20 protein-coding genes and 2 pseudogenes are annotated in these 21,315 nt (G+C 49.9%); 10 read left to right on the top strand and 12 right to left on the bottom strand.

What is annotated here, in order from left to right:
- Positions 1-158 precede the first annotated feature (158 nt).
- Positions 159-707, bottom strand: coding sequence for a DinB family protein (locus tag KDW_RS16520; RefSeq protein ID WP_162005297.1), 549 nt, complete (start codon positions 705-707; stop codon positions 159-161).
- Between the two features lie 192 nt (positions 708-899).
- Here KDW_RS16520 and KDW_RS16525 point away from each other — a divergent pair, with 192 nt between their 5' ends.
- Positions 900-2,051 (top strand): acyl-CoA dehydrogenase, encoded by a 1,152-nt coding sequence (locus KDW_RS16525; protein WP_151756966.1) that lies wholly within the window; start codon positions 900-902, stop codon positions 2,049-2,051.
- Between the two features lie 161 nt (positions 2,052-2,212).
- On the opposite strand, the gene KDW_RS16530 is transcribed toward KDW_RS16525, so the two are convergent.
- From KDW_RS16530 to KDW_RS16550, 5 genes are all read right to left on the bottom strand, one after another.
- On the bottom strand, positions 2,213-3,520 hold the full coding sequence (locus KDW_RS16530; RefSeq protein WP_151756967.1) for a hemolysin family protein: 1,308 nt from the start codon (positions 3,518-3,520) through the stop codon (positions 2,213-2,215).
- A 180-nt stretch (positions 3,521-3,700) separates the two neighbouring features.
- Complete coding sequence (locus KDW_RS16535; RefSeq protein ID WP_151756968.1) at positions 3,701-5,824, bottom strand: (Fe-S)-binding protein; 2,124 nt, start codon at positions 5,822-5,824, stop codon at positions 3,701-3,703.
- A 199-nt stretch (positions 5,825-6,023) separates the two neighbouring features.
- The gene (locus KDW_RS16540) at positions 6,024-6,989 is read right to left on the bottom strand and encodes an electron transfer flavoprotein subunit alpha/FixB family protein (RefSeq protein WP_151756969.1); all 966 of its coding nucleotides are present in this window, start codon (positions 6,987-6,989) and stop codon (positions 6,024-6,026) included.
- 10 nt (positions 6,990-6,999) lie between these two features.
- A complete protein-coding gene (locus KDW_RS16545) occupies positions 7,000-7,785 on the bottom strand; it encodes an electron transfer flavoprotein subunit beta/FixA family protein (protein ID WP_151756970.1) in 786 nt (261 codons plus the stop codon).
- Positions 7,786-8,071: 286 nt separating this feature from the next.
- Positions 8,072-8,761, bottom strand: coding sequence for a hypothetical protein (locus KDW_RS16550; protein ID WP_151756971.1), 690 nt, complete (start codon positions 8,759-8,761; stop codon positions 8,072-8,074).
- Positions 8,762-8,830: 69 nt separating this feature from the next.
- Here KDW_RS16550 and KDW_RS16555 point away from each other — a divergent pair, with 69 nt between their 5' ends.
- Positions 8,831-9,352, top strand: a complete 522-nt coding sequence (locus KDW_RS16555) for a GNAT family N-acetyltransferase (protein WP_198925292.1) — start codon at positions 8,831-8,833, stop codon at positions 9,350-9,352.
- Positions 9,321-9,560: a hypothetical protein gene (locus tag KDW_RS16560; RefSeq protein ID WP_151756973.1), complete on the top strand. Its 240-nt coding sequence runs from the start codon at positions 9,321-9,323 to the stop codon at positions 9,558-9,560. The genes KDW_RS16555 and KDW_RS16560 overlap by 32 nt, the downstream gene beginning before the upstream one ends.
- Before the next feature lie 681 nt (positions 9,561-10,241).
- On the opposite strand, the gene KDW_RS16565 is transcribed toward KDW_RS16560, so the two are convergent.
- A complete protein-coding gene (locus KDW_RS16565; RefSeq protein WP_151756974.1) occupies positions 10,242-10,469 on the bottom strand; it encodes a hypothetical protein in 228 nt (75 codons plus the stop codon).
- Positions 10,470-10,724: 255 nt separating this feature from the next.
- The gene (locus KDW_RS16570) at positions 10,725-11,243 is read right to left on the bottom strand and encodes a PRC-barrel domain-containing protein (protein ID WP_151756975.1); all 519 of its coding nucleotides are present in this window, start codon (positions 11,241-11,243) and stop codon (positions 10,725-10,727) included.
- Between the two features lie 244 nt (positions 11,244-11,487).
- Here KDW_RS16570 and KDW_RS35000 point away from each other — a divergent pair, with 244 nt between their 5' ends.
- The 3 genes from KDW_RS35000 (at position 11,488) to KDW_RS16585 (ending at position 13,767) form a co-directional block, all read left to right on the top strand.
- Positions 11,488-11,988 (top strand): prenyltransferase, encoded by a 501-nt coding sequence (locus KDW_RS35000; protein ID WP_162005298.1) that lies wholly within the window; start codon positions 11,488-11,490, stop codon positions 11,986-11,988.
- Positions 11,988-12,416 (top strand): prenyltransferase, encoded by a 429-nt coding sequence (locus tag KDW_RS35005; RefSeq protein ID WP_151756977.1) that lies wholly within the window; start codon positions 11,988-11,990, stop codon positions 12,414-12,416. The genes KDW_RS35000 and KDW_RS35005 overlap by 1 nt, the downstream gene beginning before the upstream one ends.
- A gap of 544 nt (positions 12,417-12,960) precedes the next feature.
- On the top strand, positions 12,961-13,767 hold the full coding sequence (locus KDW_RS16585; RefSeq protein ID WP_151756978.1) for an RIO1 family regulatory kinase/ATPase domain-containing protein: 807 nt from the start codon (positions 12,961-12,963) through the stop codon (positions 13,765-13,767).
- A 10-nt stretch (positions 13,768-13,777) separates the two neighbouring features.
- Here KDW_RS16585 and KDW_RS16590 read toward each other — a convergent pair whose 3' ends face one another.
- Both KDW_RS16590 and KDW_RS16595 read right to left on the bottom strand, forming a co-directional pair.
- On the bottom strand, positions 13,778-14,230 hold the full coding sequence (locus KDW_RS16590; RefSeq protein WP_151756979.1) for a hypothetical protein: 453 nt from the start codon (positions 14,228-14,230) through the stop codon (positions 13,778-13,780).
- Positions 14,227-15,348 (bottom strand): APC family permease, encoded by a 1,122-nt coding sequence (locus KDW_RS16595; RefSeq protein ID WP_162005299.1) that lies wholly within the window; start codon positions 15,346-15,348, stop codon positions 14,227-14,229. The genes KDW_RS16590 and KDW_RS16595 overlap by 4 nt, the downstream gene beginning before the upstream one ends.
- Before the next feature lie 389 nt (positions 15,349-15,737).
- On the opposite strand from KDW_RS16595, the gene KDW_RS16600 reads away from it, so the two are divergent.
- The 4 genes and pseudogenes from KDW_RS16600 (at position 15,738) to ptsP (ending at position 20,238) form a co-directional block, all read left to right on the top strand.
- A complete protein-coding gene (locus KDW_RS16600; protein WP_151756981.1) occupies positions 15,738-17,279 on the top strand; it encodes a pyridoxal phosphate-dependent decarboxylase family protein in 1,542 nt (513 codons plus the stop codon).
- Between the two features lie 123 nt (positions 17,280-17,402).
- Positions 17,403-17,737 (top strand): annotated as a pseudogene (locus tag KDW_RS33930) (alcohol dehydrogenase catalytic domain-containing protein); the annotation flags it as partial.
- Positions 17,738-17,779: 42 nt separating this feature from the next.
- Positions 17,780-18,427, top strand: a complete 648-nt coding sequence (locus KDW_RS16610; protein WP_269822480.1) for a zinc-dependent alcohol dehydrogenase — start codon at positions 17,780-17,782, stop codon at positions 18,425-18,427.
- A 63-nt stretch (positions 18,428-18,490) separates the two neighbouring features.
- A pseudogene (gene ptsP, locus KDW_RS33935) lies at positions 18,491-20,238 on the top strand (phosphoenolpyruvate--protein phosphotransferase).
- 50 nt (positions 20,239-20,288) lie between these two features.
- On the opposite strand, the gene KDW_RS16625 reads toward ptsP, so the two are convergent.
- Both KDW_RS16625 and KDW_RS16630 read right to left on the bottom strand, forming a co-directional pair.
- On the bottom strand, positions 20,289-20,552 hold the full coding sequence (locus tag KDW_RS16625; RefSeq protein ID WP_151756986.1) for an HPr family phosphocarrier protein: 264 nt from the start codon (positions 20,550-20,552) through the stop codon (positions 20,289-20,291).
- Between the two features lie 70 nt (positions 20,553-20,622).
- The gene (locus KDW_RS16630; RefSeq protein WP_162005301.1) at positions 20,623-21,297 is read right to left on the bottom strand and encodes a class II aldolase/adducin family protein; all 675 of its coding nucleotides are present in this window, start codon (positions 21,295-21,297) and stop codon (positions 20,623-20,625) included.
- Positions 21,298-21,315 lie beyond the last annotated feature (18 nt).

Genomic DNA, 21,315 nt, shown 5'->3' on the forward strand with positions numbered 1-21,315 from the left:
CTATTATATCACGGAATTAACCGTATGTAAATGAGATTCTACGCTCCTGACATCCCAGGAGATATGCACGGACAACTATTATAGCATTCTTGTAAAGAGGGGGAATCTGGCCTCCGGATGCGGTATTTTTTGAACTATATTCTCTAATTTGGATGAATTTAGTTAGTAATACTTAGTCCGGTCCAATAGAGCGCTGGTTTTAGCACATCGTTAATATGCTCGGCTGTATGTTGATAGGTTTTTGTTACTGTCCAACGTAGTGTGACTGTGCCCCATACCGTTGGACGTGTTTCTTCCCAGGCAGTGGCAGGAATCTGGGATAACAAAGTTATCTGTAATATACGATTCGCTTGAAAGCTTTGAAGTAATGTTTCGACTGCTGGGTGTTGTAGCCAGACTACTTCTTCATCCTGCACTAGTGCCTCAAATGAAGCATACTGACTAATCAACTGATTATCTTTCCTGGCATAATCTGTACGTTCTGGCAACCACAGCCGCATATTGGGTAGAACCACCTGCTCCTCTTGAAACTGTAGATGCAAAATATTGCGTGCTACCGACCAGCTATCCGGTCGGCGTGGAGACACACTATACAATTTCTCTGCCGGTATCTGTTGCGTAGCCCATATAAAGTCTTCTGTACTTGTCTGAAGTAAACGCGTAAAATGTTGTATGTAATTCATATATTGATTACTTTCTGATGTCATTGTGCTAAATTCCATTTGTATTATATCACCAGAAAAGCTGTTTCTCCCTGCTATTTGTTTGCTGTAATAGTCCTGCTAGAAGGATCACAGATATGATTCACTTTCTTATTATCAAATCGAGCAAGCCATATGCTATACTTCTATATAGATATATGAGCCTCAGTATTGAGCAGTAAAAAAGGAGTCATTGTCATGGCGGTATCTCATGTCATTGAAGACGAACAGGCACTGATAGCAGCAATTCGCGAGATTGCTCAGGAGCGCGTTGCTCCCCGTGCCGCAGAGATAGATCATAATGGGCAGTTCCCCTGGGATATGAAAGAGTTGCTGGCGCAGCAGGACATTCTGGGAATGCCTTTTCCTGAACAGTATGGTGGTATTGGTGCCAGTGAACTGGCGATCGTGATGGCGATCGAGGAGCTTTCCCGTTGTTGTGCTACGACTGGTCTGCTTCTGGCGGTTCAGCAACTGGGTAGTCTGCCGATCCTGCTAGGCGGAACTGAAGAGCAGAAGCAAAAATATTTTCCCCGTCTGGCGACAGGTGAGTGGCTGGCTGCCTTTGGTTTGACCGAGGCTGGCTCTGGCTCGGATGCCGCTGCTATGACTACCTTTGCGCAGCGCAAGGGTGATTCCTATATTTTGAATGGCTCCAAGCGCTTTATCACCAATGGTGGTCTTGCCCAGGTCAATACTGTATTTGCTCAGACGGATCCTTCTAAGGGCACACGTGGTATTAGCGCCTTTATCGTCGATAAGGATTTTCCTGGTTTTTCGGTTGGCCGCATCGAAGATAAAATGGGCATTAAGGGTTCGCAGACCGCTGAATTGATCTTTAATGATTGTGAGGTTCCAGTCGAGAATCTTCTGGGACGTGAAGGAGATGGCTTCAAGCTGGCGATGATGACGCTGGATCGCACGCGTCCTGGTATCGGAGCACAGGCGGTTGGTATTGCGCAGGGAGCGCTGGATCTGGCGGTGGCTTATTCCAAACAACGCGTGCAGTTCAATAAGCCGATCGCGGAGAATCAAGGTATCCAGTTTATGCTGGCTGACATGGCCACACAGGTCGAAGCGGCACGCCTGATGGTCTATAACGCGGCAGAGATGATCGATCGTGGCGATAAAAACTTTAGCAAATATTCAGCTATGGCCAAGATGTTTGCTTCAGATGCAGCGATCTCGGTGACCAACGATGCGATCCAGGTACTCGGTGGTTACGGGTACATGAAAGAATATCCCGCTGAGCGTATGATGCGTGATGCCAAGATCACCCAGATCTACGAGGGCACCAATCAGATTCAGCGCCTGGTCATTGCGCGTGCCCTGTTGACTGAGCAAGCATAAATACTCCATCTACGAGTTTTCGCACCTGCGATGCGAACAAGAATTTAATCGTCTGTGTCCAAAATGCTTTTCACGCATTTTGGACACAGACGATTAAAAGAAGTATGGGCACTTTAGTGCCCGAGTGCGGCTAACTGCACGTGCCCCGATGAGAGTGGGAATCAAACTGTATTTATCAGAACCTTGTCGATGCGCCGACCATCCATGTCCACGATCTCAAACACAAAGTCCTCAATGGTAACCTTATCGCCAGCCTTAGGAATGCGTCCCATTTTAGCCAGGAGCATGCCGGCCAGTGTATGGTAATTGTGGCGTGCCTCTTCATCCATCGTCATACCAATTTTCTTGCGCACAATTTCGTGGTCCGTCATCGCATCAACCAGCCAGCTTCCATCCTCGCGTTGCAGAATGGCGCTATCCTCTGGTTGATCGTACTCATCATTAATCTCACCAACCAGTTCCTCCAGCACATCTTCCAGTGTCACCAGACCCGTAATCTGACTGTATTCATCGATCACCAGGGCGATATGGATGCCTTTGCGCCGGAAGGTAGTGAGCAGATCGTCAACATGTTGAAATTCTGAGATAAAGAAGGCCGGTCGCACCAGGGAGCGTAGATTTATCTCTTCTTCCTTTTGATTATTTGCTCGCGAGCGTAGCAGGTCCTTGGCATACAGGACACCGACAATATTATCCAGGGTGTTTTCATAGATTGGCAGGCGCGTATAGCCGGAACTCATAAAGGTCTCGATGACCTGTGGAAATGGCGTCTGTACATCGATAGCAACGATCTCAGTACGTGGCATCATCACACTACTCACGGTGCGATCAGTAAAGCGGAAGACGCGATTAATAAACTCTTCTTCTTCAGTCTCTACCGTTCCACTGACCGCGCCCTCACGTGCCAGATAGACGATATCTTCTTCAGTGACCGCCTCTTTTTTATGTTCGTATTGTCCCAGCAGGCGTAAGATCAGATTCGTTGAGAATGTCAGGAAGCCAACGATTGGTCCCGTAAATTTTGCCAGACGAACCATGAAAGGGGATACCGCCACCGCAATTTTTTCAGCTGACTGCAGGGCCAGGCGTTTGGGTGCCAGTTCGCCGATGACCAGTGAAAAGTAGGTAATCATCATGACAACCAGACCAAGGGCGATTGTATCAGAGTAGGGACGCAGAACCGGGAACGTCGCGATCCATTTGGCCAGGGGTTCGCTGACACTGGCACCCCCAAAGACTGAAGCCAGCGTACTGATCAGCGTCATACCGATCTGGACGGTAGCCATAAAGCGATCCGGGCTCTCGGACAATTGTAGTGCTTGTTTCGCGCTCTTCTTGCCCGCATCAGCTTGCTGTTGCAGACGACTACGCCGCGAAGAGACGATAGCGATCTCAGACGCCGCAAAAAAACTATTGGCGAGAATCAGAGCAAAAATAACGATTACTTCAAAGCCGGGAAAACCACTCATCGTGTATCACCTTTTTTAACTTCTTTTCTTGTAATATACCATTGCTGGTAGGTGTCCATCACAGACAATAAAATAGTAAGTGGACTCTTATAATACGGTTTAGCGGGCAGAGGGATGACATAATAAAATATTGGCCCGCTAGCAGCGGGCCAATACAGGAGAAATGGGTAGAAGTACTGACTAATTTGTGACTGGTTTCTCAATGGCGCGGGCGATGATTTCAGAAATGTCTTCGACTTTCATCTTTTCTTCGGCCTCGACACCTTTGATGCCATCTTCAAACATCGTGATACAGAAAGGACAGCCAGCGGCCAGAACCTCAGCCTCGGTTCCCAGTGCCTCATTCACACGGGTCTGATTAATGCGTTGGCCGACCTTTTCCTCCATCCAGACGCGACCGCCGCCACCGCCACAGCAGAAGCTTTTATTGCGGTTACGGCCCATCTCGGTCACTCCCTTGTCATTGATGACTGTCAGGACGCGCCGTGGCTCGTCATAGCTGTCATTGTAGCGACCGACATAACAAGGATCGTGATAGGTCAGTTTGCGTTTATCAAAGCCAGTTGTCAGCTTCAATTTTTCGGCTTCCATCAAGTTGTCGATGAAGACGGTGTGGTGTATGACCTCATAATCTCCACCCAACTGCGGGTATTCATTCTTGATGGTGTTAAAGCAGTGAGGACAGGCGGTGATAATGGTGCGATGTTTAGTTAACGTTCCTGTCCCTAACTTTTCCACTGCCCGTGCCGCCTCGGTTTTTTCGGCATTTTCTGTGCTGGCATCCTCTGCTTTGGCCGTCTCAGGTTTGGTATTGAAGCCATAGCCATTGAGGGTCTCAATGTTTTGCATGGCTTGCATCTGCCAGAGATATTCATTACCGATACGGCGGGCTGGATCACCGGTACAGGTTTCCTCAGGTCCAAGGATGGCGAAGTCGACATTGGCCGCTTTTAAGACCTTGGCGACTGAAGTGGCTACCTGCTGGTTGCGGCGATCAAATGAGCCCATACAGCCGACCCAATAAAGTACCTCGGCTTCGGGATTTTCTGCCAGCAACGGAATCTCCAGGCCGGCCGCCCATTCGGCGCGTTTGTCGTTGCTGATCTCCCAGGGATTGCCATTGCGCTCAATATTATTGAAGAGCGAGGTAACTTCCTGTGGGAACTCACTTTCTTCCATGACCAGTGAGCGGCGCATATCTACGATCTTGGGCACATGCTCGATCGAGACCGGACAAATCTCGACGCAGGCCATACAAGTGGTACAGGCCCACAAGGCTTCTTTTGAGATGATGCCACCAATCATTGGCTCATGATGGGCTTCTTTTTCGGCCGGTGTCTTGTCAGCCTTAATACCAGCGATACCCAGTTTGTTGTAGATCGAATCTTTACCCAGAATCTCACCACTACGCACAAACAAGGCTTCTTTCGCACCGAGAATAATCTCTTTTGGATACAGTGGTTTGCCAGTATTGAGTGCGGGACAAACAGTATTACAGCGTCCACATTCAGTACAGGCATAGCCATCCAGCAACTGCTTCCAGGTGAACTGCTCGACTTTGGAAACACCATAGTCCTCGCGCTCTTCCAGATTCTCAATCAGGGGAAGTGCACCTTTAGGTTTGTAGCTGCGGAAAAAGACGTTAAAAGGCGTGGCCATCAGGTGCAGGTGTTTGGAGCGCGGCAGATAGATCAGGAAGCCAAGCACTGTAATCATGTGCAGCCACCAGAAACTGCGATAGGCGATGATGTTGGTCTGTTGACTGGCACGGCCCAGTAAAGGATGTAAGAAAGCCCCAATCGGTGTCCAGGCTGCGCCATTGCTGGCGGCATATTCAAAGCCTTCAACCAGTGCCAGGGTTAGAATAACCAGTAAGATCAGGCCCAGGATAATAAAACCGTCCCAGGGACCGTGCAATGCGCTGTTAAGCTGACGTGGGCGTACAATACCACGCCGAATCGCGAAGACTATCAGCGAGAACGTTACCAGGACCACAAAGATGTCCAGTATAATGGCAAAAATACGATTATCGCCCAGAAATGGCAGGGAGCCATTAAACGCTCCCAGGATCAGATTTAAGAGCCCAAATTGGATCAGGATAAAGCCCCAGAATGTAAAGAAGTGGGCGATACCTGGAATAGGATCGCGTAGTACGCCGCTCTGTCCCAGCACAACCTTAAAAAATGCGCCGATACGATCGTTAATATGATCGGTGCGATCTTCTGGCCGTGCTTTGGTCAACAGGGTAACCAGTTGACCTGCACGGATCCCGAAAAGGATCAGTGCTGCCAGGAACAGCAACACAAAGAGCGTGGTACCAGGCCATCCCCGGTTGGTGAAATTGCAGGGGGAGTCATATGTAAACCTCCATTGGTTGGGGCGCAGTTACGATGTGCCCTGTTTGAGGATGCGTATCTATGGATGCGTTTTTATACGCAAGTGGCATACGAGAGACACCACGGATGGATGCCTCTCGTATGCTGGTTAATCCCTTGCTGATGGTTTATGCTTTACGGCGTTTGATCTCAGTGCTGAGCTGTGGCAAGATGCTTACCGCATCGCCGATCACACCCAGATCAGCATTGGCAAAGATCGGAGCATGCTCATCTTTATTAATGGCGATGATATACTTTGATCCTTTCATGCCTGCCAGATGCTGGATGGCGCCACTGATACCCGCTGCGATATACAGGGTCGGTTTGACCGTTTTACCGGTCTGGCCGATTTGATAGCTATAAGGCAACCAGCCAGCGTCTACAATAGCGCGGGTCGCGCCAGGAGCGCCGCCCAGGATCTCGGCGAGTTCTTCGACATAGTGGAAGTTCTCGGCCTTACCCAGTCCACGTCCACCACTGACAACCACTGCGGCATCTTCGAGGGCTGGACCCTCACTCTTGACCTCAACGGTCTCGATAACCCTGATTGTCTGTGATTCAGCGCTGATCGTTGTGTTTATGTTTTCAATTTCAGCGGTACGTCCCGCGTATTGTTCAACTGAGAAGGCTTTTGGCCGTGTCAGCACAATACCTGGACGCTGTTGCGTGAGGGTGGCCGTCACCACCGTCTCACCGCCCCAGGGAACCGTTACTTTTAATCCATCATCTCCAATGGTCAGATCCGTGGCATCGGTGATCAATCCCATGCCATTGCGCATGCTCAGGCGTGCGGCAATATCGCGTAGATCATAAGTCGTAGGCAGCAGCAGCAGCGTGGGCTGGTGTTCTGCGAATAGCTTACTGACCGTCTCTACGGCTGGGAGGGTCAGATATTGATCATAGGCAGCGTCAGCATGGACATAAACTTTTTCCGCGCCATATTCACCCAGGGTAGGAGCTACTTCAGCGGCTCCACTTCCCAGTACAATCGCCTCTGCTCGTCCAAGCCTGGCGGCTTTGCCCAGCACTTCTAGCGATGAGCGAACGGGCGCTCCACCTTCCAGTTCTACCAGGACCCAAATAGTGTTTGCCATTGTAAACCTCCTAGAGTAACTGGTAACGCTGCAAAAACTCCGCAATCTGTTGCGCGGCGTTGCCATCGTCTTTGATGATTTGACCGGCGGCGCGGGCTTCCGCGGTGCCAATACTTAGAACTTGTTCACGTGCTCCAGCCTCACCAACCTGGGATGCTTCTAAGCCAAGATCAGCCAGGCTGACCTGTGAATAGGGCTTCCTTTTGGCGCCCATGATACCCTTCATGGTTGGATAAATGGCTTCAAAGGAGCCGCTGGCAATGGTAATGACAGCAGGTAGTGAGCTTTCTATGGTCTGGTAGCCTTTGGGGATAACGCGTTTAATAACCGCTTTTTGACCTTCGATATTTATTTCGCGAGCAAAGGTTAATTGTGGGATCCCCATGACTTCAGCAATGCCACCAGGCACCATACCGGTGTAGCCATCGGTGCTCTCGGTCGAGCAGAAGATGACGTCAGCGCCTTCTTTTTTCAGCAGGGCTGCTAAAACACGGGCCGTCGTGCCAGCATCTGATCCAGCCAGGGCTGGATCGCTGATCAGGATTGCGCGGTCGGCACCCATTGCTAAGGCCCGGCGCATAGCTTCCTGTGCGCTGGCTGGACCCATGCTTACGGCGACTAGTTCGCTATTGCCAACTTTATCGCGTAATTTAATGGCCGCCGAAATCGTGCTTTCATCACCTGGATCTAGTACCAGCGAAACACCATTGCGCACGAGTCGTTTTGTATTGGGATCAAGTTTACTTACAGTCGTATTGGGATCAGGTACTTGTTTTATACAAACAAACATCTTCATTGTTATATCGCCTCGTCTTCTGTTGTGGGGGGACGTAGGATATACGAGAAACTACATTGTTTCCCCGAGCTATCTTATTGTACCTGTCAAAAAATTGTACTGTCAATATAACTGGCTAACAGTTCCTCAAATTCGTTGCCAGCCTGCTCGTTTATCATGGAAAAGGCCTGCCATGCATGCTTGTATATCTGCATATTTGCAGATTATGAATTCCATGGTATAGAATGAGCTGAAAGCTGTAAGCCAGGACTATGACGTTCTTTGGGTAAATAAGAGACTGATAATTTTATTGTGGTTGGCGGCGGGCCAGAAAACTGGCGGCCACGGCGACAAAGCCTGCAATAAAAAGCGGGGCACTGATGGCAGTGCTATGGGTGGTAAATAAAAGGGCCAGACTAACAATCTCCAGGATAATACCACCGACCAGGAGAAGAACCGCAGCCAGTGAGGTATGCTCGAATGGACGACGTATCTGCTCGCGATTATAGACCGGAGCTTGCTTTGGCTTGCTTGCCTGTACCTGCACCTGTCCCGTTGCCGCAGTTGATGGCTGATCTACTGTCGCTTCTGGTTCCGGTTCCGTCTGGACCGCGTTGGTACTGGTGGCTGCCTGCAAGGCTTCATATAAGGCCTCACTCTTCTGGCGTGGGGTACGAATATAGACGCTACGCTTGCCATCCTTGACCTGAATCTCACGAAAAACCGGCTCATGATTTTTCTCGCGCCAGGTTATAGTACGCAGGTCGGCCAGATTCATGGCATCGATAAAGACTCGTTCGCGAGGAAAACTTTTATAATAATAGCCCAGCAGACGCTGATTGGTGATAACCACATCACATGGTGTACTATTGCTACTCTGCCCACCATCCCAGATGGCAGGGAGGGCCAGTACTGGTTCTTCACCGGACTGCATCTGCGCCCGCAGCCCTTTCAGGCGATTGAAAATTTTCTCCGCTGTCGTGGTTGTATTCGGCATGCGTACCGGAACCTTTCTTCTTTTTCTGCGAAGATTATAGCATATAATATAGGGGGAGAACGTAGTCTAATGAACATGATCAGGCAAGCTACCTTAGAGGATGCTCCGGCTATCGCTCGTGTGCACGTTGAGAGCTGGCAGAGCACCTATCGCGGTATTATCCCGGATACCTACCTCGATAATCTTTCCACGGCACCACGCGAGCGCATGTGGACGCGTATTCTTAGCGCTACCGCTGACACCTCTATTGTACTGGTCGCTGTGGATAAGGCAGGCGAGATCGTTGGTTTTATCAATGGTGGTCGCGAACGCGACAATGATCCGGTCTATAATGCGGAGCTTTACGCGATCTATCTATTGGATAGTTGTCATGGCCATGGAACTGGCCGCGCTTTGACACAGGCGCTGGCTGCTCACCTTGTCCAGGCTGGCTATAGCACCATGCTCGTGTGGGTTCTGGCAGACAATCCCACTGTGGGCTTTTATCAACACCTCGGAGCCCATTACCTGCGCTCCAAGCGCGACGAGATCGGAGGCGCTGACCTTGAAGAGGCTGCTTATGGCTGGTCCGATATCCGCGCCCTGCTGTAGCGGCAGCCCTGGTGGCCAATACTTTTCGTTTAAGCGCATCCAGGGCGAGATGGAGAGACCTGGCGTACCGGCAGCGCTGGTCGCTGCGGCCTGTTGGCGTACGCGAAGGTACACGCTGAGCGCGTCTGCCCTCTTGCTTAAGGGACATGGCTTACGCGTACTGATCGCAGCGACCAGCCCTACCTTGCAATCGTGTGAGCGCAGCTAGCCGCGATTGAGCGGCGTTCACGATTGTCTTTCAAAGGCGCTGCCGGTACGACACATCATTGCCATTTCACTTAAGAGATAACCTCAACCCCATAGCGTGGCGTCGTGTACGTGGAGAGGGCGCCACACGCGGAGGCCGCACTGCTGTGTTTGCGCAGGCCAGCGTGCTCGAATGACTCGCAGTGCTGTGGCGCCTACACCGAGACGGATCATATCTCGTGTGCTTGCTCACACAACAACATGATGGGAGAGCGCGTGGATCTTACCCGTAGCGGTGCGCAGAGGTTCACGAAACACGATCCGTCTCCATGTAGGCGCCACAGGCATGCGATGCTCGTTGAGCCCCTCGCTCCACGATCACGCCGCATGCCGGCCTCGCGTGTGGCGCCCTCTTCACGTACGATCTGCTGCTTTTCTCCACACCGTCTTTCGCCGCCACAAAACTCGTTAAACGAAACGTATTGGCCCTGGTGGCTAATACTTTCAACTTAAAGATGGAAATGGCGATGATGTGTCGTACCTCGACCGTTGCTTAACCGAAAAATATTGCCCCTGGCCCCTTCCTCGGTAACCATGTGCTCAGTTACTCGAAAGCGTTTTCACAAGGACAGTACAGGAGCGCTCAACCATCTGGCTGAACGCTCCTGCTCTTTGTCGGGCTTGCTCGGGACGAGCACCAGACTTAATGTGTATGTGGCCTGAGGATCTTGTGGAAGAGGCCAAAGAGTAAGAAAGTTGGTGGCCACTGCCCTACAAAGATGCTCCAGTCGCGTTTATTTGAAATGAACAGTATTGCTGAAGCGACTATGGAGCCTAAAGCAGCCCAATACCAGATCTCTTCTGGTACTTCGTCAGTAATACGGAAGTATTGCTCTTGCACATTCTGTGTTGCTTCTCTTGTATCAGTCATGGAATGAATAACCCTTTCTTTTATCTACTCAAGAGGTGTTTCGTATTGGTTCGTCATGATGACATATCCTTATATGAGACGCACGTCTTTTTAAATCTGGGTAATGGCTATTCTATTCTGGATACAATAAGGTTAAGTATTTGTGTATGAATATGTAGCCATCCGCATAATATATAGTGAACGGCTACATAAAGAGGAGACTATGCTGGCGGCGCAACATAGTGCGTGGGCGGCGTTCCTCTTGATATATTGATCTTATTTCATCAATTCTACTGCTACGGCATCCGGAACCACCAGCACATCTTGTCCGTAGCGTGCGATCTGTTGGATCGTGAAGGTTGGATAGCGTTTGCCAAAGCGTTCACGCAGGCCTCCTGTGAGTTCATAACCGATGACCTGAATGGACTGTGGCAGGTTGACGGCTAAAAGGATGTTGCCTACTGTTCCCACTACTGTGCCACCTTCGCTTAGGACGCGATAGCCCAGGAGATCCCGGCCTTTAAATGAGCCTTTCAAGACTGGCTCATCGCTTTCTTTGATTAGCGCATCTTCATTGGTAAAGGTCAGTGCATCGTCTCCAATGCCCTTGACTGCGTCTATCAACATAGAACGATGTCCAATCAAGCCGGTTTTCACCTCAAAACCAGGCACAGTATGGGTCTGGATATCCAGATAAAAATCCTCAATTGAGCCCATTTTTTTGCCGAGATCCATGGTTACCGCAGCTAATCCTTTGATCTCTGACCATTTTTTTGTTGACGGTGGCGTTTGCATGGCGTGCTTTCCTCTTTTCTCTCCATTATAAGAACTGGTGGAATGTGTAGATAAGGACAGATTGTTTCTTTACATTACTGTATCTGCTTGTTAAACGGAACAGATGGGTTACTTAGCTATGTTTGTGAGAGGAATGCGCGGCGAGTTATAGTGATCTCCCGGGGCGGGCTGAACATTTCTCTTTTTTTGAGATATACTAATGACGTTATCCTTTCTATTAGTAATCTATTTTGAGAGAAAAAATATGCGAGATGCTCAAACAATAGCCCGGAAAAAAACGCCACCGGTGGCCTGGAAGACCTGGGTTAAAACGAGTCGTCCTTTTACATTGACTGCGGCGGTGAGCCCGGTTCTGGTAGGGACGGCTCTGGCTGGTTATGAAGGAACCTTTCATCTCTGGACTTTTCTGGCCACGCTTTTTTCATGTCTATTTTTGCAGATAGGCACAAATTACTTTAATGAATATTTTGATTATCGCTATGGCCTGGATCACGCGGGCTCATTAGGTGCTATGACGGTTATCTTTAAGCAAGAGATGACGGCAGGACAGGTGCTGGGCGGCGGTATTTTCTGTTTTGTGATCGCGGCCCTGCTGGGTATTGCCTTGATCTTTATCGTGGGACCCGAGATTATTCTGTTTGGACTGGCTGGCATCTTGATTGCTTACTTTTATAGCGCCAAGCCCTTTAAGTTTTCCAGCCGTGGTCTGGGAGATGTGATGGTTTTTCTGGCGATGGGGGGTTGATGACATGGGGTTCCTACTATGTGCAGATCCATCACTGGTCCTGGAGCGCGTTCGCGGCCAGTGTGCCGGTTGGTTTTCTGGTTACCTCGATCTTGAATATGAATAATGTGCGCGATTATCAGGATGATCTGGCGGTCAACAAAAAAACCTTGCCAGTACGCTTTGGCCTTACATTCGGTCAGCGTTTCCATGCGGCATTGCTCCTGGGAAGCTACCTGTCCACCACCATTTTTGTGATCGCTCATTTACTCCCCTGGACCTGTTTGCTGGTCTGGCTGACCTTTCCCCTGGCTTTCATCAATATCCGTTCTGTCCTCTATGCGACTGAACGCCTGGCTTTTATCAAAGGCATCAAAAAAACCTCACAACTTCACCTTGTCTTTGGTGTGGTCTTTGCCGCCTCTATCCTGCTGGCGGCCCTCATCTAGTCCACTTCCTCATTTCAAGTTCCTCATTTCAAGTGTGGAGTGTGTGTGGTGCGCGGCTGCGCACCACACACACTCCCAACCCGGCACCGCAGGCGCCAAAAAGAAGCATAAAAAAGCCCTGGCCTGTTTTTATGCTTGACAATCTTTTTGGCATCTGTTATGATTTTTTTAGATTAATTTGTTATTGCTTGCCGGAAGCTTTACCTGCTTACCGATAAGAAAGGAGCGTGCCACATGCAAGACTTTGTAATATGTCAGTTGCATCACGCATCCATGCAGGCCATAACCTCTCAGTATACAGGTGGAATGATACGCGCATAAAAAAAGCTATCATTCACTAAGATCCTATCCTGTTGTGGCCATCTGCTGAAAAGATGGCTTTTTTCATGTTCTGAGAAGGCTGTAAGCGTGATGCTTGCAGCCTTTTTTTGCTGTGTCAGTGCGGACTGATACAGACGAAAGAGAGGTGCCCGATGAAAAAGATTGTATCTGTGCACAGCACTATATTACTGACCGAGTATGTTTCATTTCAAAGGAGTAGCACTTGTCGAAGCGAAAAATGTTCCGCGCCATGGATGAACTGGAAGAATTAGCCGCCCTGGAGGCGATGGAAGAGCAAGCGAAAGATCCTATTCTGTCTACCCTGGATAGTTTTTTTACTGAAGGTTTGATCACTGAAGTTTTACATGTTGTGAAGAGTGGCAAAGAGGCCACGGTGTATTGTTGCCGCGCCCATCCATCTCAGGGTGTAGCGTATCTGGCGGCGAAAGTCTATCGGTCGCGCAATAATCGTGGTTTTAAAAACGACTCGGTCTATCAGGAAGGCCGTGCTATTACCGACCAGCGTGCCAGTCGTGCCGTCAAAAACAAGTCCAGTGCGGGTCGCGATATGCAATTTGGTATGTGGGTGGCCCATGAGTTCCAGACCCTGACCACACTCTATAATGCTGGCGCGACCATTCCCCGGCCGTTTGCGAGCAATGGCCATGCCATCATCATGGAATATCTGGGCGATCAGCAGGAACCCGGTTTTGCCTTGCAGAATGTACAGTTGAAGGATGATGAGGTCTATCCCGTGTTTGAGTTGCTGATGGACAATATTCAGCTCTGGCTCAAGCATGATGTGATCCATGGTGACCTCTCTCCCTATAATATCCTCTACTGGCAGGGTAAAGTTACCATCATAGATTTTCCGCAGGCAGTGGATCCACGCTTTAACTCGCATGCCTTGTCGTTGTTGACGCGTGATATCGACAACGTCTGCAAGTACTTTGCACGTTATGGTTTGAAGCGGGATTCCAGCCAGCTTGCCAATCGGCTCTGGTATCAATTCAGGAATGCCCGCTTATAGGTCCTGTCCTTTACTGCTGGAGATTTGTCCTCATTCCGGGACGAATCTCCTCTGGTTTTGTGGTCTGGTTGGTTGTGAGTTCAATGATCTCTCTATTGAGTGTTTGCCAGTCCACTTCGCTTTTAGCAAAGATACTGATGAATGCTGAGAGGATCAGAAAAACAATAGTCAGGCCACCAACCAGATACCACCACTGGTAATCTGGTAGCAGGTTGGTCCAGGAGAAGAAGAGTGTATCAATGATAGTGGCGCTACAACTCACCAGGCCAACGACCACGCTTAGCCAGATGACTGGAAGAGGAAAGTGACGCTGGCTGATAAAAAAGCGTGGATTTTTCAGGTAGCAGCCAATGATACAGATAAACAGGAACGCTGATGAGATGGTCCAGACCAGGGCGGCTGATGCCTGACTGACCGTGTAGATCTGGGTTGACAGGTTTTTGACATTGCCCGTAATGCTCAAAAGGGAGGAAGATTAAACAGTAGCAGTGTTACGATGCAGGCCAGTATTGTTTGTACCAATGCAGCATTGATTGGTACCCGCCACTTATTCAGTTTGCTTAAGCTGTGTGGGAGCCGATTGTCAACGCTGGCGACAAATAACAGCCGGGCATACAGATAGTTATAGACCAGGATCGTGGCTAGAAATGAAGCCATCAGACATGTTGCCGTGATGATCGCAAAGCTTTTGCCCAGGACGATGGCAACTGTATTGACCAGCGCGAAAGGATCAGATGCCGCCCGTGGACCCAGCACAATCAAGACGGCCAGCGTGTTGCAGATATAGATCAAGCCAAGCAGCATGCCTCCCCATGTAAGATGGCGCTTGATCACTGATCGTCTGGTAATCTCACCGGCCAGATTTAAAGGACCTTCTGTTCCCAGATAAGCAAAAGCCAGCAAACCAAACATTACAATGTTGTCAGGTCGCGGTCGCCAATCGGTCCAGTTTGTGAATATTGTTGCAGAATGATGACCTCGTATCAGCCAGAGAATACAGGCAATACTGATCAGGAGGGTTCCCAGTAACATCATGATAACCAGGAGATTGATCAGATTTTGTACCCAGCGAAAACTGCAGAGTGTCAATATACCTGTTGTCACCAGGACAAGGCAGGTCGCAATGCCTTGTTGCCAGGGTTGGGCAAGCAAAGGTGGATAGATCAGCGGGGCCGCATAAATCACCAGCAGGTTGGCCAGACTGCTCGAAATCAGCACACCCGGAAACCAGGCACAAAAGCCTGCGAAGAAGCTCCAATAACCTCCGATGGCATGATGCGCCCAATTGTAGAGGCCGCCTTCGTGCGGATACATCTGGCCGAGTTGTGCGGTCGCAATTAAACAGGGTACAAAAAAAGTCAGTCCCACCAGCACCAGATACGTAATCGCTGCAGGACCGCCCGCAGCCGCTGTTGAGGCGCATGAAGCGAGATACGTGGACACGACAAAGGTCGTGGTCATATCCCAGCTATTCAAGATTTGTGGCATCTTCTGTGGAATAAACACTTCTGAATGCAGATAAACTGGCTTTAGCACCAGACTCGTTAGCGGCTGACCGCGCTTGTCCGATAGTTTCATCATCTTTCTCCTCACCTCACCCCACATAATCCCCTATGTTGATGTGTGCATAGTAGCAGGTCTCAATGGCTTTGCGTCTGCCAATCGAGTGGTATTGTTAAAAGTTCTCATTGCAAGGTACCACGATCCGTAAAAATCTACGCACACATTTTTCATATCATAGTACTAATTGATCATTGGCGTTTTTTACCTTATGCAATAGATGAAATGAACTTTTTGTCACTTTTTTGTAAGGAAGATTCTTTGTACCGCATAAAGTTCTTTGCGTATTTTTGTTTACTTCAGTATAATGAATAGTAATTATATACATCTTTACTAATCGAGAATGCTTTGAACATGTCCAGTATAATCATTGCTTAAATTTGTCCCTTTACAGGGTACAGGAGGGCAAGATGGAGGAGCCTTCAGGCGGTGAGTACCGCCAACCGGGTGATATGGATGCCGATTCATTGCGCCGTTATGGGCATCAGGTCGTGGATTGGATGGTGGATTATTTGAATGGTGCGCAAAACAATCCTATCCTGGCACAGGTCACTCCCGGAGAGATTTCTTATAGTGTAGGAAATCGTCCTCCTGTACAACCTGAAGCAATGGATACGATTCTAGCTGACCTGGAAAGCCTGATTATGCCAGGAATAACGCATTGGAACTCGGCTGGCTTTATGGGGTATTTTGGTATTAGCGGTTCCGGACCCAGTATCCTGGCTGAAATGTTTGATGCGACCTTGAATGTGACGCGCATGCTCTGGCGTACTGCTCCAGCGGCAACTGAACTGGAACAGGTGGTATTAATATGGTTGCGTGAGATGCTGGGTTTGCCAGAAACCATGTTTGGTATGCTTTATCCTAACTCCGCGATCGTTCATGCTCTGGTTGCTGCACGTGAGGCTATTCCTCGTGGATTTATTGCCTGCTCAGGCCTGGCTGGCCGGGCTGATCTACCTCCTCTCTGCCTCTATACTTCGCAGGAAGCCCATGTTTCGATAGATAAAGCCGCAGTCGTACTGGGTATTGGTCTGGAAGGAGTGCGCAAGATCAGGACGGATGCTGCTTTCCGGATGGATACTGAGGATTTGAAACGTATCATTCAAGAGGATTTGCGGGCTGGTTTCCTTCCTTTTGCGGTGGTGGCGACGGTTGGAACAACCTCTACCACCAGCATTGATCCTGTGGCGGCTATCGCAGATATCTGTAAGCAATATGGACTCTGGTTACATGTCGATGCGGCTTATGCTGGTGCCGCTGCCCTGGTACCTGAGAAGCGCTGGATCCTTGCGGGATGTGAGCGGGCCGATTCGTTCTCTGTCAATCCGCATAAATGGCTGTTTACCACATTCTCTTGTAGTGCCTTCTTTACACGTCACCCGGAGATGCTTAAATCGGCTTTAGGTGTCACCTCTGATTATCTGGCAAACGGCGAGGGTGATAACCAGGCAATGCCTGATTTAATGGATTATGATTTTTCATTGCCCCATCGTTTTCCAGCGCTTAAATTATGGATGGTGATACGCTATTTTGGACAGGAAGGGTTGGCAAAACGTATTGCCGAACATTGCCGTCTGGCCACATTATTGGCAGAATGGATCGCTGCCTCGGCTGATTTTGAATGTATGGCGCCGGTACCACTGAGTGTCGTCTGTCTGCGGGCTCATCCACTGGGAATTGATCAAGACAGTAAATTGGATACTCTCAATGAACGGATAGTACAGCGCGTTAATGCCAGTGGCAACTTTTTTCTCTCTCATACCCGTATACATGGTAAATACACCATACGCGTGGCTATCAGTCATATTCGCACCCAGGAGATCCAGGTGCGGGGCATCTGGGCTGCTCTACAAGGTTCCTTACAGGTGGAACTTGGTATGCTGCGCCGCCAGAAAATGGGCCATTCAGCTCTCCATATGCTCAATCTTCCAACGCGTTCTCTGCTATAATCCAGATAAGAACTATATGCAGGAAACAGGCGGTGTATAATAGCTGGCAGTTTGAGTTTTCTGTGTTGCCAATCTGTGCGCACAGCTGAGAGATTGAAGGGTTTTGCTTGGATGAAAGCCATTATGATTACCGAGCCGAGTGAGGCTCATGTTACTGAACTGGAGCGGCCTGTCATTCGCGCGGATGAGGTGCTGGTTCGTTCACGGGTAGTAGGATTATGCGAGAGTGACGTTGAGCTTTATCAAGGCAAGCGTGCGGATGGTTATTTTCGCTATCCGATCATTCCAGGCCATGAATGGTCCGGGGAGTGGTAGCGGTTGGTGAACTGGTAAAGGATGTTATGCCTGGAGCCAGGGTGGTCGTAGAAAGTGTTCGTTACTGTGGTATCTGCCGCAATTGTCGTGAGGGTGCGACCAACCTGTGCGAGCGTGGCTATGATGAACTTGGCTTTACCAGTCCTGGCGGCTTAGCTGAATATGTAGCAGTCCCGGCACGCCAGGTGCATGTATTGCCAGACCACGTCTCCTTTGAAGAGGGCGCATTATTAGAGCCTGCGGCAGTGGTGGCACATGCTTTTTTGCGTGCCCAGCCGCGTCCAGGTGGGATAGTAACCATTGTTGGTGATGGACCCTCCAGTCTACTGGCGGTGCAGATCGCCCGACTCTATAGTCCTGCAGTAATTGCTGTACTGGGATTCAGGACTGAACGCCTGCAGCTGGCCGAACTCTATGGAGCTACCCATACTATTACTATGAGTCGTGAGGACTCCCAGACTGTCATTCGCGAGCTCTCGGGTGGTGTCGGTGCTGATCTGGTTTTTGAGGGTACCGGCCATGTACAGGCTGTTGAAGAGGCCTTAAACACGGTCCGGCGTGGCGGCACAGTGCTACTTACTGGACTGGAAGCTTCAATCGCGCCCCTTGGTTTCTCAAGCAACCTGTTTGTATTAAACCAGATAACTGTTCATGGCGTCTTCGGTGCCAGCTCTGCGGCCTGGAATTATGCCATCCAACTATTGAAGAATGGTTCGCTCCAACTTGCAAACCTGATCTCTCACCGCTTCTCCCTCGATGAATATGATAGCGCTCTCGATGCCCTGATCCTGCGCCATAATCGCGCAGTAAAGGTTATAATAAAACATGAGTAGTTATAGCTGTATCAATGTAGATGGACTATAGTCTGGTAAACAGGATTTTCTAGAGGGGCGCTTATGTCTACAATCTTAAAAGGCATTCCAGTCATGGGTGGTATCGCGATTGGTCCCTGGATTGTGTATGATCCTACGCCACCAATCATCTCGAAAGAGCAGATCAAGGCATCAGCCGTGGATGCTGAGAAGGCACGCATGCGGCAGGCCATTGAGGCCTCTATTGCCGAGGTGACACAGTTGCGTGACCAGGTACAACAGCGTTTAGGGGATGAAGATGCAGCGATCTTTGATGCTCACCTGTTGTTGTTTGAAGATGATACCCTGTTAGAGGGGACCTATCAGCGTATTGAGCAAGAGCATCAGAATGCGGAGTGGGCATTGGCAGAGACGACCGATGAGATTGCTCAGATGTTTGCAGAGATTGAGGATGAGTATATTCGGGCCAGGGGCGCGGATATGCAGGATATCCGTCTGCGCCTGCTCAACCATTTGCAGGGTCGCCCGACTGGCCGGCTCAACCATTTACGTCAACCAACTATTGTACTTGCCCGTGACCTCTTACCCTCTGATACGGCCGGACTTGATCCACAATTTGTGCTTGGTCTGGCTACTGAGCAGGGGGGGCCAACCTCGCATACCGCCATTCTGTCACGCCAGTTACGTATTCCTGCTGTGGTTGCTATCCCCAACTTATTAGCACAGGTCTCAACCCTGACTGATCAGGATAATGGCCTATTTATTTTAGATGCACGCAGCGGGGAGTTCATTATAGATCCGGATGGAGCCACCCTTCAGCTGTATCAACAGGCCCAGGTCGCTTATCAGCAGCAGCAACAACAGCTATTAGCCTTAAAAGATCTTCCAGCCATTACAGAGGATGGGATAAGTGTGGAGGTTGCAGCTAATATTGGTCGTGCGGGAGATGCTGAAGCCGCTATCGAAGCTGGAGCTACCGGGGTTGGCCTGTTCAGGACCGAGTTTCTTTTTCTGGAGCGCGATACCGCTCCTACTGAAGCGGAGCAAGTGGCCGCCTATAGTACTGCACTAAAGGCGTTTGCTGGGAAGACGGTGATTGTGCGTACTCTGGATATCGGGGGGATAAAAGCGTATCCTATCTTTCATTGCCAGAAGAAGACAATCCTTTTCTGGGTGTGCGCGGCATTCGCTTGTGTCTGGCTCCTCCGTATCAACAACTCTTTCGTACCCAGGTGCGAGCCTTACTCTTAGCCGCGCAGGATAATCCAGCTTCAACGCTCTGGATAATGTTTCCGATGATCTGTGATCTCCGCGAACTGCGGCAGGCTAAAGCGTTTGTTGCTGAAACTGAGACGCAACTACTCCAGGCAGGCCAACTGACAGAGCCGATCTTATCACGTATCCGGCAGGGAATCATGCTGGAGACGCCGGCTGCAGTCTGGTTGATTGATCAACTGGCTAAAGAGGCTGATTTCTTTAGCATCGGCACCAACGACCTGGCCCAGTATACGCTGGCCAGTGATCGTATGAATGCCAATCTGGCGGAACTCCAGCGTCCTTTCCATCCAGCCGTCATGCGTACGCTCGCGCATATCATCCGTACCACGCGCCAGCTAGAGTGCTGGGTTGGTATGTGTGGTGAGATGGCGGGCGATCCGCGTGCCAGCGCCTTCCTGCTTGGATTGGGCATTAATGAGGTAAGTATGGAGGCGGGTTCCTTGAATGCGGTCAAGCATGCTATTCGGAGTACTTCACTGGCTCAAGCCCAGGACATTGTCACACGTGTACTGGCAGCCGAAACTTCTGCTGAAATAGAAGCCTTGCTCTCTTGATACAGAATAAGCGAGCAGAGGGGCTGGCCTGAACCAGCCTCTCTGTTCTCTTATTCTGCAAAATTATTGTTTACCAATCCAACCAGAGCGGTAATGGCTTCTTTTTCATCCGCGCCCTCAGCTGTAATCTCTATCTCTGCATCTTTACCAGCACCAACGGTGAGGAGCCGAATCAAACTCTTGGCATCCACCGTTTTGGCATTATATGTCACCGTAATGGTACTGGTAAACTGTTTGGCTAGTTTGACAAACTGGGCGGCTGGCCGTGCATGGAGACCTACCTCGTTGTGAAAACGCACTCGATCTTTTTGCATAGAAATCCTTTCTTCTCTGGACATAGAAATAACAAGTCTTATGATACCATGCACAGGCTAGTTGTCCGGTTTAACCCGTTGCCACTGGTTTGTCGAGTGCGACCTGGCGATAGCTTTCAAGCCAATGTTTATGCAGCTTTGCAACCTCGTCAGCAGGAATGGGAACCGGGGTGCCGATCTGCCGGGCAATGGTGTAGATATGGGCAGTATCTTCAAGCGCATGGGCGATTGAGAAGGTCAGGGCCAGATTGGCTCCTACTACCATTGCTCCATGGTTGCCCCAGATCACGGCTGGACCGTCGCCAAGGGTTTGTGCCACCAGTTCAGCGAATGCCTGTGTGCCAGATTCCTGGTAGGGTACAATGGGCACATCACCACCCAGGCAGGCGGCCGATTCTTGTAGGATCATCGGCAGTGGCTGATAGGCAACCCCAAAGGCTGAGGTATAGAGCGCATGGCTGTGCATGACGCAGTTGATATCCCGGCGCTGGCTAAGGATAAAGGTGTGAAGTGGTGTCTCTACCGATGGCTTCCACTTCCCCTCTATGATCGTTCCTTGTTCATCCAGGACAATGATATCTTCCGCTGTCAGCAGTTGATAATCTGCTCCACTTGGTGTGATACAGATCAACTGGCTCGCGGGATCGCGGGCGCTCAAATTACCCTGGGTGGCGCGTACGAGCTGGCTTTCATACATTTTCCGGGCATAGTGTGCTACCTCAGCACGTAAATCTGCTAACAGCATAGTTAACCTCTTATTGCT

This window comes from Dictyobacter vulcani (genome assembly GCF_008974265.1).
Classification (GTDB): Bacteria; Chloroflexota; Ktedonobacteria; order Ktedonobacterales; family Ktedonobacteraceae; genus Dictyobacter; species Dictyobacter vulcani.